This is a genomic window from Olleya sp. HaHaR_3_96, assembly GCF_019278545.1.
Classification (GTDB): Bacteria; Bacteroidota; Bacteroidia; order Flavobacteriales; family Flavobacteriaceae; genus Olleya.
Map to the genome: position 1 here is coordinate 4,190,238 of NZ_CP058987.1, position 18,127 is coordinate 4,208,364.

An 18,127-nucleotide genomic window follows, 5' to 3' on the forward strand; every position below is an offset into this window, starting at 1 on the left:
ATTTATCATTTAAAGTATAGACTCGTCTGCAAAGCTAAAATAAGCGTTTTCCGTGACAATCAAATGGTCCAACACTTTTATATCTAAACTTTGCGCTGCTGTCTTTAGTTTTAAAGTCACATCTTTATCAGCCTGACTGGGTTTTAAAGTTCCGGATGGATGATTGTGTGCCAATATAAGTCCAACTGCTCCAACTTCTAAGGCTGTTTTTAAAACTAACCGTGTATCCACTAAAGTGCCAGTAATACCGCCTTTACTCAATTGATTTTTATAGATCACTTTATTGGAGTTATTTAAATATACAATCCAAAACTCTTCATGCGGTAACTCGCCAATAATAGGCTGCATAAGTTCAAATACAGATGCGCTAGAGGTTATTTTCTTTTTCTGCAAAGCTTCCTCTCCTCTGCGTCTACGTCCTAATTCTAAAGCTGCAATTATACTAATCGCTTTAGCCTCTCCAATACCCTTAAACGCCATTAATTGTTTAATGCTAAGTTTACCTAACTCACTTAAATTATTATCTACACTAGATAAAATGCGTTTGCATAGCGATACTGCACTCTCTGTTCTATTTCCTGATCCAATTAAAATAGCCACTAACTCTGCATCACTTAAGATTGCTTTTCCTTTATATAATAGTTTTTCTCTAGGTTGATCATCTTGAGACCAATTTTTAATTGAAAATGAAGTACTTTTATCTGACATTTTATAAAACTACACATTATTTTGTAATTTTTAAATGAAATAAACAGATCTAACTTTATAACAGACCATTTTGTATCCTCCTAAAAAACATCAAGATAGCGACAAGCAACACTTAAGACAAGTGATAAAAACATATCCGTTAGCCACTGTGATTTCGGTTAAAAACAATACACCATTAGTGACACATTTACCACTAATTTATCGTGAAAGTGATGGAAAATTAATTGGCCATATTGATATTTATAATCCGCAAACTGAATTATTACAAAATCAAAACGATATTACTATTTTATTTTCTGGTCCACAATGTTATATTTCTCCAAGTATTTACACAACAGCCCAGCTACCAACATGGAACTATATAAAAGTGCATTTAACTGGAACCGTCTCTAGAATTGATAATACTGACGATTTAAAGCAATCTTTAATTACAATGACTGAATTTTTAGAAGCTCCAGATCATAAATATATTTTGGACGCTAATAATCCAAGGTTAGACAGCAACCTAAAATATATTAAATTGTTTGAAATATCTATTGCCACTTGGGAAGGTAAATTTAAACTCTCACAGGATAAAAAGCCTAAGGATACGGAAAATGCAAGACAAGAATTATTAAAAGCAAATCAAGCTAGTATTAAAACGTTTTTAGATCAAGTATTCTAAAATTACTCTAGCATTTTTAAAACAACAATCACTATACACTAACACTAATTAAATAATAAAATGGACATCTTAATTAAAATTATCATCGCAATAGTTGCAGTATTACACCTATATTTTTTATATTTTGAAATGTTTGCTTGGGAGACTACAGGACGCAAAGTCTTTAAAACGATACCTAAAGAACTATTTGGACAAACTAAGGTTATGGCTGCTAACCAAGGTCTATACAATGGTTTTTTAGCCGCCGGATTAATTTGGTCTTTTTTTATAACTGATCCACAGTGGTTTTCTAATATTGCCTTGTTCTTTTTAGGCTGTGTTACTATCGCCGGTATTTATGGTGCTTTATCATTGTCTAAAAAAATATTTTTCGTCCAAGCTGTACCTGCATTAATAGGTATTGTATTGGTATTAATTAACAGGTAATACATCTCTTTTAATGACATTTAAAGACGCCTGCTCTGATAAAAATTAAATCTCAATTTAAAATCTATTATTTCCAAAAACTTATACTTCTTAAGAGAACTTATACTTACGTAGCAGAGCTTTAATTTAGCCTTACCACTTATCAAAAAAAACAGCCATTATTATAACACTATAATAATGGCTGTTTACGTATTGTACAAAAAAAAGATGGACTTTATTTAGTACTCGTTATTTATTTAATCTCTACTACTTCAAGATCAAAAATAAGATCTTTACCGGCTAATGGATGGTTTGCATCTAAAACGATAGTGTCTTCTTTAACCTCAACAACTAGTAAATTAGTTTCACGGCCATCAGGAGCTTTAGAAACTAATCCCATCCCTACTTCTGGTTTCATATCCTGAGGAAGATCTGTTTTACTAACTTCTTGTCTTAAAGCTTCGTTAATATCTCCGTATGCTTCTTCTTTAGCAATTGTAATCGTTTTCTTTTCATTTAACTTCATGTCAATTAACCCCTTTTCAAAACCAGGTATTAATTGCCCTTGTCCTAAAGTAAACTCAATTGGTTCTTTTCCGTCTGAACTATCAAAAATTTGTCCATCAGATAATTTACCTGTGTAATTTACTTTTACTGCGCTATTCTCTTTTACTTGACTCATACTGTAATTTTATAATTTTTAAAAATAGGTTTTGCATAATTCTTACACAGCTCCTATTTTAATTTAAATATAGTATAGCCATAAACGCTAAAACCAAGCCAAATACTAAATAACAAAGGTGTTAATGTAAATAACTACAACTAGCAACTTAAAAACGACTATCGCAATCCTTTAATAGTCCCAAACGACAACATTAAAGCCAGATTTGAATGCAACAGATCTGTAATCAGAAAATATGTCAGTAAAATCAGTTTTTTATATTTTTTCATGCCAAATTCGCGAAAAACAAGTCATAGAATAGCTCGTAATTATTAAAAACGTAAAAAATCTTGGGTTTTATTTTGAGTATACCGCATAAAAAAGCTCACAATAAAAATTGTGAGCTTTTTTGATATTCTATTCCATTAGATCTTTAACAATTGTTAAGAGTCTCTGCTTCCTCTTAGCGCTAACTTTAGTCTAAATATCCCATTTCGCGCATCCAGTCGTCATTAAACATTTTTCCAACGTATCGACTTCCGTGATCATGAAATAATACAACTACAACGTCGTCTTTAGTAAAGTGTTCTTTTAATTGTAACACCCCTTTTATTGCCGCTCCTGCACTATTACCTAAAAACATACCTTCTTCTTTGGCCAGTCTTTGTGTATATACTGCTGCATCTTTATCAGTTACTTTAGTAAAACCATCGATAATACTAAAGTCTACGTTTTTTGGCAGAATATCTTCTCCAATACCTTCGGTAACGTAAGGATAAATTTCATTTTCATCAAACTCGCCAGTTTCATGGTATTTTTTAAAGACACTTCCGTAAGTATCAATTCCCCATATTTTTATGTTAGGGTTTTGTTCTTTTAGATATTTTCCAACACCAGAAATTGTTCCTCCTGTACCAACACCTACTACAAAATGTGTGATTTTACCTTCCGTTTGTTTCCAAATTTCTGGACCTGTACTTTGGTAATGTGCTTTAGCGTTACTTGGGTTATCATATTGATTGACATACCATGAGTTTGGTGTTTCTTCTCCCAAACGTTTTGATACAGAATAGTATGATCTTGGATCATCAGGCTCTACAGCTGTAGGACATACAACTACTTCTGCCCCTACTGCTTTTAAAATATCTACTTTTTCTTTACTTTGCTTGTCCGCCATTACAAAAATACATTTGTAACCTTTTATAATAGCAGCCAATGCTAATCCCATACCTGTATTACCTGAAGTCCCTTCTATAATAGTTCCCCCTGGCTTAAGACGTCCATCTGCTTCTGCATCTTCTATCATTTGTAATGCCATACGGTCTTTAACTGAGTTTCCTGGGTTAAAAGTTTCGTATTTAGATAACACTAAACATGGTAATTCTGCTGTTAGCTTATTTAACTTTACTAATGGTGTATTACCGATAGTTTCTAATATGTTATTCGCGTAGTTCATTTCTATTTTTTATTATTTTTTAAAGGTGAAATGTGTTCGTCTATATAAAGTTGTAATAGTTAACTTCTAAATAAGACTCGGTTCATTTCTGTTTTTTATTGTTTTTTAAAGGTGAAATGTGTTCGTCTATATAAAGTTATAATAGTTAACTTCTAAATGAGACTCGGTTCATTTCTGTTTTTTATTGTTTTTTAAAGGCGAAAATTAATTTGTCCTTATAAAATTTAAGCTTGATTTAATGTTTTCTTTTGAATTTGCAAAAGTAAGGTAATTGTCTAAAGTTGAAAGTTAAAACTAAATTAATTTATTTTGAAACTGAACTTTAGTGAGTTGCGTTAGCGGTAGAAACGGCATCCTTTTTTGTGCGCGCTTATGCGCAAAAAAGATATAGTGGATGACGCGACCTTTTCCTGAACAACTTTCAGGATAAAGGTAACGCCCAAATTATTTAATCAAAACGAATAGCTTTAACTGGCGAAATTTTTGAAATGATATAAGAAGGGATCAATAACATTAATAAACATAACACAAAAGTTCCAATATTTAGTGCCACTATATAGCCTAAATCAATGTATACGGGTACTGCCGAAACATGATAGGTTTTTGGGTCCAATGGAAATAATCCAAAATATTTTTGAAGCAATAATAAACTTATCCCAATTAAATTACCCCAAAACAAGCCTTTTAATATTAAATACCCCGCATTGTACAAGAAAATCTTACGGATACTAGTATTAGCACTCCCTAATGCTTTTAAAATACCAATCATTTGAGTACGCTCTAATATCAATACTAATAATGCAGTTATCATATTAATACCTGCAACTAAAATCATAATACCGATTATAGCATAAATGTTATTATCAAAAATCTTTATCCATTCAAATATAAATGGGTATACCTTATCTACCGTTTGTGCTTTTAACGTAGATGGCACTTCTTTATAAATGGCTTCTCCAACCGTTTGCAGATTATTATAATCGTCTATAAACACTTCAAAACGCCCTACTTGATCATCGTCCCATTTGTTTAAACGTTGAATATGCTTAATATCCCCTATAACAAAAAGCTGGTCCATTTCTTGCAAACCAGAATTATAAATACCTACAATATTATAGGTAATTACATTTGGTGGTTTTGTAGTATCCGCTTTTAAAAAATAGGTATTTATACGATCGTTTAATTTAAGTTCTAATCTATTGGCTAGATATTGAGAGATTAAAATATCTTCATTTCTTTTTTTTGTATAATCTGGTAGTCGTCCCTCTACTAAAAATTCTTTGAAATATTGCCAATCGTAATCTGCTCCGACCCCTTTTAAAATAATGTATTCAAAATCGTTTTCTAATCGTATTATCCCTGATTTTGTAGCTGTCCCTTGGATATGAGTAACCTCTGGCACACTAGTAAATTCAGGATAAAAATCTTGATTGTTAGTTATTGGTCTGAGACTTTCTTCTGAGTTGTTATTATCATAATTACCGATAATACTATGCCCATTAAAAGCTATTACTTTTTCTCTGATTTTTTGTTGTAGACCAATCCCTGTTGCAATTGCGATCATCATTACAATAATACCCAATGCAATTGCTACGATTCCAATTTTTATTATTGGTGCCGATATACTACTTTTATACGCTTTACTATCAATTATGCGTTTAGCTATAAAAAACTCGAAATTCAAACTAGATTATGCGATTTAATGTTTTCAAAAATACAGTTTTATTATTTGTTTTAGTATTAATTTCTTGTGCTTCTAAAACGAAAGGTAATTTAACTGAGGCAAATCAAATTTTGGCTCAAACAGAAACCAAAATAAACACCCCTATTATTGCCCCAATTAGTGTTGGTGCAAATCAAACGACAGCCTATTTACCGCTGTTAAAAGGAAAACGTATTGGTGTTGTAGCCAATCAAACTAGTGTTATTTTTAAGACTAGACAATCTACTCATAAAGCAACCACTAATCAAAAACACACACATATAGTTGATTCTCTTATTTCCGAAAAAATAAACGTTATAAAAGTATTTGCTCCAGAGCATGGCTTTAGAGGTAAAGCGGATGCTGGCGAAGTTGTAAAGGATGGTATTGACACCAAAACAGGTTTACCTATTATTTCTCTTTACGGAAAAAACAAAAAACCTAGTGCGGAACAGCTACAAGATATTGATATAGTCCTTTTTGATATCCAAGATGTTGGTGCTCGATTTTACACTTACATATCGTCTTTACATTATGTTATGGAAGCCTGCGCAGAACAAAACAAACAATTGATTGTCTTGGATAGACCAAACCCTAATGGACATTATATTGATGGTCCTATTTTAGAAATGGAACATTCTAGTTTTGTTGGAATGCACCCCGTACCAGTAGTTCATGGATTGACTATTGGTGAATACGCAAAGATGATTAATGGTGAAAAATGGCTTAAAAATGGCGTACAGTGCAACTTAAGCGTTATCACTATGAAACATTACAACAGACAAATGGCTTATGACTTACCTATAAAACCATCTCCTAATTTACCTAATGCACAAGCGATAAACCTATATCCTAGTCTATGTTTTTTTGAAGGTACAAACATAAGCGCCGGACGTGGTACAGGTTTACAGTTTCAAATATATGGTTCTCCTTTATTACCTATAACAAATTATACTTTTACACCTAAAGCCAACGACGGTGCAAAATACCCAAAACATGAAAACGAAATATGTAATGGCTATAACTTAAGTGAGACAAAATCACTTAATGGATTAAACTTAAACTATCTTATTACAGCTTATACCACTACTAAAAATCAGTCTGACTTTTTTATTAAAAACGGTTTTTTTACAAAGTTAGCTGGAACAAAAAAATTACAGCAGCAGATAGAAGCTGGCTGGAACGAAGACAAAATAAAAGCCACTTGGACAAGTGGCTTAGATAGTTTTAAGGTTAAAAGGCAACCCTATATATTGTATAACTAATCTTTAATTAGTCATCATATTTTTTACCGTTAGGTCTTAAGTTTTCTTTTCGATACTCATTTCTTGTTTGTTTATCCAACGAAGTGTTATTATCTATATCAGAAAGATTATACTTAACTTCTTTAACCTCTGTTTCTTTAGATGGGCGGTCTAATTTATGACTAGCGAGTTGTTTGCTGTTTTTTTTTTAGCTTCCGCTTCTGCTTTGTCTTTTTCTGCCCTCAATCTATCAGCTTCAACTAAAGAACGAGCACTTAGCGCTTTTTGTTCCGCTCGTTTTTTCAAACGTGCTCTTAATTCTTTTTCTCTAACTAACGCTAAAGCTTCCTCCTTTTTAGCTCTAGCCTCAACCTCTCTTCTAAAACGACCTATTTGATCTTTTTCAGCCTTACTTTTTTCAGCCTTAGCTGCGATATTAGCTAAAAACGTTTCTCTATCTGGCATACCTCTTCTCTGTTGTTCTGTATTAGACAAACTTGCACGCAACACATCTTCTTCTAAATCAGTAATAGCATCTGTTGGTGTATCGATTACTTCAATACGATTTAAAGAAATCGGGTATACCGCATCTTCTCTATAAGCTACTACAGTATAGTGACCTACTTCAAAGTGGTGTAAAGGAATTCTAGCCTCTTTACTTCCTAAATCCATTAAAACAGATTCTTTTTGATTATGAAATAAAAAGCTAAATCTATAAATTTCTGTATTACTTTTTAAAATGATAGTATCTCCTGTCTTATTCAGTATATGTATAAGACCAGCTTTAGAAGCATTAACATTTTCAACAATTGTCGTTTTGATGCTTGAGCCTTGAGAAAACGCAGAAGCAGTTACTACAAGTAACAAGAAAATTGTATTTATTATTTTTTGACTATTCATAATTTTGAATTATATCATTATACTAAAAATCAGATATAAGGGCGCTACAAATTTATAATGAATAAGGGATAATACATATCAATCTATCCTAAAATTATACAATTTTAGTCGAACGTCACAAAAAACTCGACGAATAGTTAATTTATCTGATAATCAATTATTTATAAAAAAAATAATTATTAACAACGTAAATAACTACTTATCAGACAGATAACCAAGAAATGACCCAGAATCGAATATTATTAATGAATTTTAACATAAAAAAACAGAACCCTTATGGTGGTTAATCTCCTGCATATTTATCTTGTTTACTAAAAGGCTGTTTTAACAAACTCGTTAGATGGCTATTTTTCTCCTCGTCTGGACACGTATCTACACCATATATAATTTTACTACGATCCAAGGATAAGTAAGTCCCAAAAAGCCTATCCCAAATAGAGAAGATATTACCATAATTAGAATCCGTATATGGTAATTTATAATGATGGTGTACTTTATGCATATCCGGAGATACAATTAGATAACTAAGCCTTTTATCTGCTTTTTTAGGTAATCTAATGTTAGCATGAGAAAACTGTGTTGCTATTAAAGATAACGCTTGATATAAAAACACAATGGCTATTGGTGTACCAACAATAAAAACACCAAACAAAGTAAAAACAAATCGGATAATACTCTCTAAAGGATGATGTCTATTTGCCGTAGTTATATCTACATTATGATCCGAATGGTGTACCAAATGAATGCGCCAAAGCATTTTAACTTTATGCTCTACATAATGCGCTAAATACGCTCCAAAAAAATCTAATAATAAAACACCTAAGACTATATACAACCATAAAGGCATGTCGGGAAGCCAATTTATAATCCCAAAATGGTTTTGTTTAACCCAAAACGAAGTGCATATTAAGACACTAGCTAAGGTAAAATTAATGGCTATTGTTGTTCCTGTAAAAAAAAGATTTGGCCAAGCATGCGACCATTTATTATAGTTGAATTTAACTAAAGGTAGCACACCTTCTAAAAGCCAAAATAGCGATAGCCCTGAAACAAGAATTAATGCGCGATGGAGCGATGGTATGGTCTCAAAATAACTAATTACAGATTCCATGTACACCAAACCTATTTGTTAATAATAAACTTAACTTTATTTAAATCTGATTGCAACACGTCTGGTTTCCATAATAATGCCTCTTCAATTTTATCTAAACTTCTAAAAGTTGTATAGTTAAGAAAGGCAAATAAAGACCGATTAATCTTATAAATATTTTCCAAATCATACCGTTTTAAAAATCGACGGGCTTTATTAAGTTTCCCAGAAATCAAAAACGCTTTTATCTCTAATAAATCGTATTTTTGAAGCAATGCTTGTTTCTTTTCCAATGCACTCTTTTCCAGTAGTTCTTTTGCTTCTTGCCTATAGATATAGGATAACCTAATTAACTCCTCCTTTAGATAATCTTCGACATATATTGTAAAATCAAGATATTTATTAGCCAACCTAAATGCAGACGCATAGTTTTTATTTTCAAAATAAGCTGTTAATTCTGCTTGTAAAAAAGAAGTATCTAGAGCATATTTTTTAATAAATGTTGTTAGATTTTGAGCAACAAATTGATCCTGAAAAGCACTATCTAAAATATTTCCGTTGGGATCCATTACTTTAATTCTATCATCATTAAAATGCAGAATATACTGAGCGTCTCTTTTACCATCAATCAAACCAACCAACTGACTATAATTAGACTCGCTAAGAACAACAGGGACAAAATATTCCCAAACTAAAGTTTTAATCCTGTCATCCCCGAATAGCTCAGCAACAATTTGCCCCCCTTCTTTATCTTCAAGTATAATTGGATAAGAATAATTTGCAGCATCTTCCCAAATAACTAATAGCATCTTATTTTTAGATAATGCCAACCTTTTTGCCAAAGTAAAAGAGGTGAGCCACTCTTGGGCCATAGAAGTTGTAATTGTACCACAACCTATTAATAGTGTAAGTAGTAATTTTTTCATAGTACTAAAAATACAAAATAATAGTATTAATACTTAATTCGTTTTTTCATCTCTTCAACAATATTAAAAGCCGCAGGACAAATAGCCACATTTTTTAATGTTAAATTTGATATTTGTTGGAATTTTTTACGATCTGTATGCGGGAATTCTGCACATGCTTTAGGGCGTACATCATATATAGAACAGTAATTGTCTGCCCCTAAAAACGTACACGGTACGGATTGTAGCACATAATCATTTTCTTCGTCAAGACGCAGATACGTATCAATAAACTGTTGTGGCTTTTGTCTAAAATGTTTAGCAATACGCTGAACATCCTTATCCGTAAAAAGAGGCCCCGTAGTTTTGCAACAATTGGCACACGTTAAGCAATCCGTTTTTTTAAATTCGGCTTCATGCAATTCTTGCATAATATAATCTAGTTGCTTTGGTGCTTTCTTTTTTAGCTTAGTAAAAAAGGTTTTATTTTCCTTATGCTTATCTTTGGCAAGCTTTGGGAGATCATTTAAAAATTCTTCCATCTTACAAAAATAGTATTTTAAATGAAAGACCTTTTCGGAAAAGCCTTATTAGATTATCAGAATAATAATTATACAGAAGACCTAATGACGTCTACTAACATATCTGATGAGGATGAATTGCCAATTCCTTATCTTTTTAGAGACTTTAAAGACATGCCTAAGTTAGAGCAACACGCTCTAAACTTATCTAAAGGTCACGTTTTAGACGTTGGCTGTGGTTCTGGAAGTCACAGTTTATATTTACAAAGTAAAGGGCTTAAAGTAAAAGCTATTGACATCTCTACTGGTGCTGTTACTGTAAGTAAAGCAAGAGGCGTTATTACTATCGAAGAAAAAGCACTTTTAGACGAAACCGATACTTTTGACACTATTTTATTATTGATGAATGGTACCGGCATATTTCAAACCTTAGATCAAGTCTCTACTTATTTAGCACATTTAAAATCTTTATTACATAAAGACGGTCAAATATTAATAGACTCTAGTGATATAAAATATATGTATCTAGATGAAGATGGTGGGTTTTGGCAGGATATGAATGCCAACTATTATGGCGAGCTAGACTATTTTTTAAGTTATAAAGGCGAAAAAGAAACCCCAATGAAGTGGTTATATTTAGACTACAAGCTATTAAAAGACGCTTGTAATGCTATTGATTTAAAATGCGAAATGCTCGCTGAAGGCGAGCATTATGACTATTTAGCAAAGTTATCTATTTAAAGATCAAATCCTTTTTCTGATAATTTTGCTATCATACTTTTATATAAATCCCCGCTCCACAACACAGAGATATCACCCATTGAAGCATTCATAGAATCTTGAGAGCTTACAATTTTTTGACCAGTATCACTTTTATAGAATTCTGTTAAAATTATTTTATCCCCTTCTGTCAATGCCTCAGGTTTAAACATATTTTTACCAGCTGTAGTAGTGTATAATGCATTCATGTTTTTAACATCTTTATGTGTAAAATGAGCTCTGTAAGCAGATACTACCATTTGCGCTAACGTTCCCATTGCATTGGGTTTTTCCTTTTTAAGTTCGGTCCAAACTGCTGCAGGCACTTCTTGAGATGCAAATTGCTCTTCAAGCATAGTAAACATTTGGTCAACCACACCTTCGTAGTAGGTCATGGTTCCATTGCTTTTAATACATGTTTTAACATCTTCACTGTATTGATCAACTTGTGCGAAACCTACAGTCCCTATTGTTAAAAGACATACTAATGCTATAATATTTTTCATTTTAAATGTGTTTATGTTATTACCAAAGAACAACTACTGTGCCACTCCTCCAATATAAGTCTCATTTACTTTAATGTTTGGAATTTCTTTTTCATCCACAGTCATTATATTTTGGTCCAAGATAATAAAATCGGCAAACTTACCAATTTCGATACTTCCTTTTTCTTGTTCCTCAAAGTTTGAATAGGCCGCCCAAGTTGTCATTCCTTTTAAAGTTTCTTCTCTTGATAACCCATTCTCTTTATTAAAACCTCCTTCTGGATATTGCTTAGTATCTTGTCTAGAAACGGCTGCATAAAACGTTAAAAACGGACTTACTTTCTCTACAGGAAAATCAGTACCTAAAGCCACTCGCCCACTTTTTTCTAATAACTTTTTATAGGCATAAGCCCCTTTTACTCTCTCTTTTCCTAAACGGTCTTCTGCCCAATACATATCACTTGTTGCGTGTGTTGGTTGTATAGAAGGTATAATATTCTCATTTTTAAAATATTCAAAATCATCATCTGTAATAACTTGAGCATGCTCCACTCTCCAACGTCTGTTCTTTTGACCTAATAATGTTTTTTCATAGGTCTGTAATACAAATCTATTAGCAGAATCTCCAATCGCATGCGTGTTCATTTGGTATCCTGCTTTAGCGATTCTTTCTGCTAAATTCTTATATTCTTCAATCCCAATAACTAAAGCACCAAAATGATTATGTTGATCCGTATACTCTTGTTTTAATGCTGCACCTCTAGACCCCAAAGCGCCATCCGCATAAACTTTTACCGATTGTACATTTAAACGCGCTGTCTTAATTTTTCCTTTAGTTAAATAATAGTCCAGGTTTGCTTTTCTATTACTAATCATAGCATAGATACGCATATCCAACGCACCAGCTTGTTGCAGGCTATCCACCAATTCTATGACTTGCTTATCCAATCCTGCATCAGAAACAGTAGTTAACCCTAAGGCTGTACATATTTTTTGAGCTTCCAATAAGGCATCAATTTGTTGTTGCTTTGTTGGCTCCGGAAAAATAGCTTCCACCAATTCCATTGGATTATCAATCAAAACACCTGTTAGTTTCCCGTTTTCTTTTAAAATCTCTCCACCTTCAACTTTAGTCTCTTTAGTGATTCCTGCTAAATCTAATGCTGCTTGATTACATAACATAGCATGACCATCTATTCTTGTTAACGCAACAGGAATATTAGGATATAATTTATCTAATAATACTTTTGTTGGATAAGATTTATCTTCCCAATCGTTTTGATCCCAACCTCTACCTATAATAAATTCAGATGGTCTGCCATTATTAAAATCTAAAACCTTTTTTATTACATCATCGTAACTTTTTGTATCTCTAAGATTGACTTGTAATTGGTTTAAACCAAGTCCATAAAAATGACAATGTGCATCAATAAAACCTGGTACAACAGTTTGACCAGCTGCATCAATAAGTGCTTTTGGTTTATATTTATTCTTTATATCTGCAGCTGTACCAACTGCTACAAATTTACCATCTTTTACCGCAAAAGCTTCTGCCTTAGAAAAGTTAGAATCGACTGTATATACATTAGCATTCGTGATAATTGTATCCACATCTATTTTATCTGAAGCACAAGATGTAATGATTAAAAATAAGAATAGGGTTTTGGTGAATTTCATATTTTAAATTTTTGAGTAAATATAAGCATAAAAAAAAAGCCTCGAGAGGAGGCTTTTTTTTTTATGCTTAATAATTTTAGAATGTGATTATATCGAAATATGCGTATTTAAAAATCAAATTTATAAGTTCCTCCTGCCAAAAACTGAATACCCTGCACTGGTGTGTTTTGCCATTTAGTATATTCTTCTCCTATGATATTATTAGCTTTTGCAAACACAGAAAAACGATCGTTTATATGATAACCTACATGTGCATTGGCATCAAAATAAGCATCTAAAGATACAACTCCTGTTACAGATGGTATTACACTAGAAATACTAAATTGGTCTTTACGTTCTCCAACGTAATATAAATTAGCGCCGGCAAACCATTGCTCATTAATTTGATAGTCTAAAAAGACTGATGCTTTTAAATCTGGTAGATTCCAAGCTTCTGTTTCATTTTTAACATCATAAGAAAAATACTCTCCTTTTATTCCTAATGTAAAGTTTCTGTTTATATCAACGTTTAATTCTGCTGCGACACTTAATGTTGTCACGTCATCATAAGTCATCCCAAAAGAGTTACCATAAGTATAAGCTTCTGGTGTTTGCGTGATATCATTATTTACGAATAATGCTTTATTTTTTTCGGATTTATAATTACCACTTACCGTGTAACTCATTGCATTAGACAGCTTTCCTTTTAATCCTCCGAAAGCATTGTATTGTTGATCTGTTGGCGATATAAAAAGATTAGGTGAAACAAATTGATTATCCTCTACAAAATCATAATACGAATTTTGAATCAATCCACCTTTTACCCCTCCAAAAACAATTAAAACATCATCTATAAGTCTGTAACTAGCTGCAATATTAGGGTAGATAAAGAATTTACTTTCACTAGCTTCTGTATTATTTAAATAGACCGCTGTAACACCTAAATCGACCGTCAAATCATCTTGTTTTAGCTGAAATTTTGGAGCAACCCCAAATTGAAAATTACCATAATTAAGCTCCGTTGGTGCTGCATAAGCTTTATCAAAACTACCGCCTAAATAATCGACAAACACTTCTACATCGACATCGTTATCCTGAATGTTTATTGTTCCAATAGCATTAGCCTTAAATCGATTTTCTCCAGAACCATAATCATCACCAAAGCGTCTAAAAAGAACACTTCCTGAAGACACAATCCCATCTTCAAACATAATGTCTCCTCCAACATATGCATTGGTAAAACTATGCCCCACATCTAACGTATCTGCAGTTTCCTGATTAAACAAAGGTTGTTGTAAACCGTACCAATTATAAGTTTGATACTGAAAACCTCCTAACGCGGTCCATGTATAATCACGATCTGATTTAGTATAGGTTACATTAAGTTTTGAATCTGAAAACCCACTATCCGTTAAAACTTCATCGATATCACCTTGAGAGGAATGGTGACCAATATAGGCACTAAATGCCTGGTCTCTACCAATAGCATGATTTAAATAAGCTTCCCCTAAAATAGTGGTGTACGTTCCAACTCCTAAAGTCGCGTAATTGTTATACACCTTTATTTTTTTTGCTTTATCCACAACCGCTGCTTTTCCTTTTGCTGGTGTAAATGTTGATGCCACAGGAAAAGAAAAAATATTATATTTAACGTCTTTCTTTGTTCCCGTATCGTTATCATCCAATGACGGTGTTTCTTTTACTTTAAAAGCATCAGAAATTGATGGTGTATATGGTTTTATTACATCAATAACACCTGTTTGTATTGTGTCTCCCTCCCTTTCTTGCGCTAATGCGAAGACAGAAATTAACAACGATGGTATTAATAAAATGATTTGTTTTTTTATACTAAACATAATTTATATTTATGAATTACGATGGTCTTGATTACTGATTTTTAGTCCTCGGTGATTACTGACGAGTTTGTTTTAGCTTCTTCTGCTTTTATTCTAGTCAATTCGGTTTGTGCTTCTGTTTTCACATCCTCAAAATTGCTAAAGTTTTTGATTACACTTTCAAGGATATAAGTGGCTTGAAAAGCATCTCCTAAAGCATAAAAGTTTTTAGCCATTATTACTAATCCTTTTGCTCCGTAGTATTTATATCCAGAATAATCTTTTGCTAAACGCTGTGTTACTTTATTAGACTCGTTATACAGTCCGTCTTTATTTTTAAAGTATGCGTTGTAGTACAATGCTTCTGCTGCCGTTTCGCCAGTTGCAAATGTTTCGACTTGCGTATAAGCGGTTCTTGCTTTAGGTTGATCGTTAGTTTTAATAGCAGCACGTGCAATTATAACATATGCATCACTTCTTACTTTATTATCTAAATTAACATTGCTAAGCACTTTTTCCGCGTAAGCGACTGCTTGACTATATTTATCTAATTGATAATTAGCCTGCATTAAGTTAGATTGTGCAAATAAACTGTTTTGAGGAAAATTAGCCTCTAGCTCTAAACGTTTTAATGTTGGAATTGCAGCATTCCAATCTTTTTTATCTAATTGAATTTGAGACAAACGCAACAATGCTTCTTCAGAAAACTCGCTTTGCGATTGACCTACAACATAAGCATAATGCGGTTCGGCATTAGGTTTTAGGTCTTTTTTGAAATACAATTGCGCCAAGTAAAAATGTGCTTGAGTAGCATGTAATCCGTTTGCAAACTCACTTAAATATCCATTAAATTGTTTGATAGCAGCATTTACGTTTTCATCCAAATATTGTTTTTCTGCTGCTTGATAAGTTGCATTATCTAAATCAGCATCAGTAACTTCTACAAAGTCCAATGTTCTAACCCAAGTTGCGTACTCGTCAACTTTTCCTAAATCAATATAAATTAGTCTAGCTGTTGCTACCGCTTGGTTAGCTTCCGGAGTACTTGGATACGCTTTAGCCACCGCTTTAAACGTTGTTAATGCTTCTTCATTTTGACTGGCATTATAATACACTAATCCTTGACGTAATTGCCCTTTGCGTGTAAATGGACTTGTACTATATTCTTTTTTTAATTGATTATAAATAGCAATTGCTTTCGCATCTTCTCCTGCCTTTACATAACTATTACCCAATGCATACATGGCATCGTCTCTTAATTTAGATGTTGGGTATTTAGCAATAAACTGTTTTAATTGCTCTGTTTGATCACTTTCCTTACCAATGTAACCATAACTCATAGCTTTTTGAAAAAACGCATAATCATTTTCAATTTTTCCAACTTCCATTGCCTTATCATAAGTCGAAATAGCGTCACTATAGCGACTTGATACAAAATAGCCATCTGCCAATCTTAAATAAGCATCGTTCAATCTAATTTTGTCCGTTTGATTTTTCTCTATAAATTGACTGAAAGACGTCGTTGCTTGACTATAATTTTTCTGTTTAAAATATGTGTAAGCGATATTGTAATCTAAGTTTTCAAACTCGGTCGTTGTAGATGCTTCACTTTGTTGTGCAAATTGTTTGAATCCAATTAAAGCATCATCATAGTTTGTTAAGTTATAATCCGCTTCTGCTTTCCAAAAAGTGGCTCTTGCGGTATACTTTTGATCTTGTTGTTCGTTCAACGATTTATCAAAAAGGTCTTCTGCTTCTTGATATTTACTTTCATTAAACAATTCTAAACCTCTATAAAATGCTACTTTTTGATACGCAACCTTACTCTCAAAGCTATTTTTGTTTTTCAATAACACTAATGCTTCTTTGTAATTTTTAGAAGTAATATACGAGTCTATTAATAACGACTCCACCTCTTCCTTATATTTTGTATCGGGATACTTTTCTAAATAACTATTTAAAACTTGTGGTACCGATTGATAAGCATTTCCTATTTGATAACTAATCTTAGCATAGTTTAACCACGCATCTTCTTGAATTTTTAAATCATAATCCATTTGAGACGCATTTCTAAAGGCATTTAATGCTTCTTGCTTTTTACCCACATTAACATAACTTTCTCCTAAATGGTAATAGGCGTTTTGCGCAACACTGTTGTCAGCACTTACAATTTTATTAAACTCAGAAATTGCTTTATCATACTCCTTTTGTTTATAATAAGCATACCCTAATTGATAGTAATCGGTATTATTCCATTTCCCTTTTTTACCGTTGTAATCCGTTAAGTACGGAATGGCTTCGTCATATTGTTCAAGATTAAAATAACTTTCTCCTATAATTTTATTTAATTCTGAAACTTCACTTCTCTCACTAGTCTCTAATTTAGATTTAGCTAACTCAATAGCTTTATCAAATTTCCCTAATTTAAAATTTAAATCCGCTTGGTAATAGCTTAGTTTTTCTTTATATTTTTCTTCGTCTCCAACTTGCTCAAAGTACTTATTGGCTTCGTCGTAATCATCTCCTTCATAAGACATAAATCCCAAATAGTATTTGGCTTGAGAGCCGTATTTCTGAGACGTTTCGACACGTGTTAAATACTTCCTTGCTTCTTTATAATTTTTAGTTGTAAACGACGCGTATCCATTATTAAAATTATAAGTTTCCTTATCTCCTTTTGCTAAAGACCCCTCGTCCACTTTAGCATACCATTTTTGAGCGTAGGCATATTTACCATTTATAAAATAATATTCTGCAACGTCTAAAAAGGCCGTATTTCGTTTTGTACTTGTTGGATAATCTTCGACAAAACGCTCCATTAATACATCTGCATTTTGCTGGTTTAATCTAATCGCTGCATTTGCAATATAGAATGCACAATTACTTTGAACATTCTCATCATCCGTCGTTTTTTTAATTTGACTAAACAAATTCTGAGAAGCTAAATATTGCTGACTATTGTAAAGCTGTAATGCTTTTTGGTAATCCCCTAAACTACTTGTATATACTGCGGATTGTTGTCCAAATAACTGAAAACAAAACGCTAAGGTTATGAAAAATATAAGTTGCTTTTTTGCTAACATTGACACTGTTTTTAAATTGAAAATCAAAGATAAATTAATCTATAGGTCTAACG

General features: G+C 32.5%; 16 protein-coding genes. 4 read left to right on the plus strand and 12 right to left on the minus strand.

Going from position 1 to position 18,127, the window contains the following annotated elements; all coding sequences use genetic code 11:
• Positions 1-9: 9 nt before the first annotated feature.
• Entirely contained in the window at positions 10-708 is a 699-nt protein-coding gene (gene radC / locus H0I26_RS18605) for a RadC family protein (protein WP_101020294.1), read from the minus strand.
• A gap of 70 nt (positions 709-778) precedes the next feature.
• Here radC and H0I26_RS18610 point away from each other — a divergent pair, with 70 nt between their 5' ends.
• On the plus strand, positions 779-1,372 hold the full coding sequence (locus H0I26_RS18610; protein ID WP_256935200.1) for an FMN-binding negative transcriptional regulator: 594 nt from the start codon (positions 779-781) through the stop codon (positions 1,370-1,372).
• A 60-nt stretch (positions 1,373-1,432) separates the two neighbouring features.
• Positions 1,433-1,798: a DUF1304 domain-containing protein gene (locus H0I26_RS18615; protein WP_218700340.1), complete on the plus strand. Its 366-nt coding sequence runs from the start codon at positions 1,433-1,435 to the stop codon at positions 1,796-1,798.
• Positions 1,799-2,030: 232 nt separating this feature from the next.
• On the opposite strand, the gene H0I26_RS18620 is transcribed toward H0I26_RS18615, so the two are convergent.
• From H0I26_RS18620 to H0I26_RS18630, 3 genes are all read right to left on the minus strand, one after another.
• Positions 2,031-2,459 (minus strand): peptidylprolyl isomerase, encoded by a 429-nt coding sequence (locus H0I26_RS18620; RefSeq protein WP_218700341.1) that lies wholly within the window; start codon positions 2,457-2,459, stop codon positions 2,031-2,033.
• A gap of 454 nt (positions 2,460-2,913) precedes the next feature.
• Positions 2,914-3,894, minus strand: a complete 981-nt coding sequence (locus tag H0I26_RS18625; protein ID WP_218700342.1) for a PLP-dependent cysteine synthase family protein — start codon at positions 3,892-3,894, stop codon at positions 2,914-2,916.
• A 448-nt stretch (positions 3,895-4,342) separates the two neighbouring features.
• Entirely contained in the window at positions 4,343-5,578 is a 1,236-nt protein-coding gene (locus H0I26_RS18630; RefSeq protein ID WP_218700343.1) for an ABC transporter permease, read from the minus strand.
• Positions 5,579-5,586: 8 nt separating this feature from the next.
• Here H0I26_RS18630 and H0I26_RS18635 point away from each other — a divergent pair, with 8 nt between their 5' ends.
• Positions 5,587-6,861 carry an exo-beta-N-acetylmuramidase NamZ domain-containing protein gene (locus H0I26_RS18635; RefSeq protein ID WP_218700344.1) on the plus strand — a complete coding sequence of 425 codons (1,275 nt, stop codon included), beginning with the start codon at positions 5,587-5,589 and terminating at the stop codon, positions 6,859-6,861.
• Positions 6,862-7,011: 150 nt separating this feature from the next.
• Here the strand turns inward: H0I26_RS18635 and H0I26_RS18640 are convergent, their stop codons facing one another.
• The 4 genes from H0I26_RS18640 to H0I26_RS18655 form a co-directional block, all read right to left on the minus strand.
• Complete coding sequence (locus tag H0I26_RS18640) at positions 7,012-7,740, minus strand: hypothetical protein (protein WP_218700345.1); 729 nt, start codon at positions 7,738-7,740, stop codon at positions 7,012-7,014.
• A 283-nt stretch (positions 7,741-8,023) separates the two neighbouring features.
• Positions 8,024-8,851 carry a sterol desaturase family protein gene (locus H0I26_RS18645; RefSeq protein ID WP_218700346.1) on the minus strand — a complete coding sequence of 276 codons (828 nt, stop codon included), beginning with the start codon at positions 8,849-8,851 and terminating at the stop codon, positions 8,024-8,026.
• Positions 8,852-8,862: 11 nt separating this feature from the next.
• On the minus strand, positions 8,863-9,756 hold the full coding sequence (locus H0I26_RS18650; RefSeq protein ID WP_218700347.1) for a hypothetical protein: 894 nt from the start codon (positions 9,754-9,756) through the stop codon (positions 8,863-8,865).
• Between the two features lie 26 nt (positions 9,757-9,782).
• Positions 9,783-10,277, minus strand: coding sequence for a YkgJ family cysteine cluster protein (locus tag H0I26_RS18655; protein ID WP_090841341.1), 495 nt, complete (start codon positions 10,275-10,277; stop codon positions 9,783-9,785).
• Between the two features lie 21 nt (positions 10,278-10,298).
• Here H0I26_RS18655 and H0I26_RS18660 point away from each other — a divergent pair, with 21 nt between their 5' ends.
• Complete coding sequence (locus H0I26_RS18660) at positions 10,299-10,997, plus strand: class I SAM-dependent methyltransferase (RefSeq protein ID WP_218700348.1); 699 nt, start codon at positions 10,299-10,301, stop codon at positions 10,995-10,997.
• Here H0I26_RS18660 and H0I26_RS18665 read toward each other — a convergent pair.
• The 4 genes from H0I26_RS18665 to H0I26_RS18680 form a co-directional block, all read right to left on the minus strand.
• Positions 10,994-11,521 (minus strand): DUF2059 domain-containing protein, encoded by a 528-nt coding sequence (locus tag H0I26_RS18665; RefSeq protein WP_218700349.1) that lies wholly within the window; start codon positions 11,519-11,521, stop codon positions 10,994-10,996. The genes H0I26_RS18660 and H0I26_RS18665 overlap by 4 nt on opposite strands.
• A gap of 33 nt (positions 11,522-11,554) precedes the next feature.
• On the minus strand, positions 11,555-13,177 hold the full coding sequence (locus H0I26_RS18670; RefSeq protein ID WP_218700350.1) for an amidohydrolase: 1,623 nt from the start codon (positions 13,175-13,177) through the stop codon (positions 11,555-11,557).
• Positions 13,178-13,284: 107 nt separating this feature from the next.
• Positions 13,285-15,012 (minus strand): TonB-dependent receptor, encoded by a 1,728-nt coding sequence (locus H0I26_RS18675; protein ID WP_218700351.1) that lies wholly within the window; start codon positions 15,010-15,012, stop codon positions 13,285-13,287.
• Positions 15,013-15,053: 41 nt separating this feature from the next.
• Positions 15,054-18,074: a tetratricopeptide repeat protein gene (locus H0I26_RS18680; protein WP_218700352.1), complete on the minus strand. Its 3,021-nt coding sequence runs from the start codon at positions 18,072-18,074 to the stop codon at positions 15,054-15,056.
• Positions 18,075-18,127 lie beyond the last annotated feature (53 nt).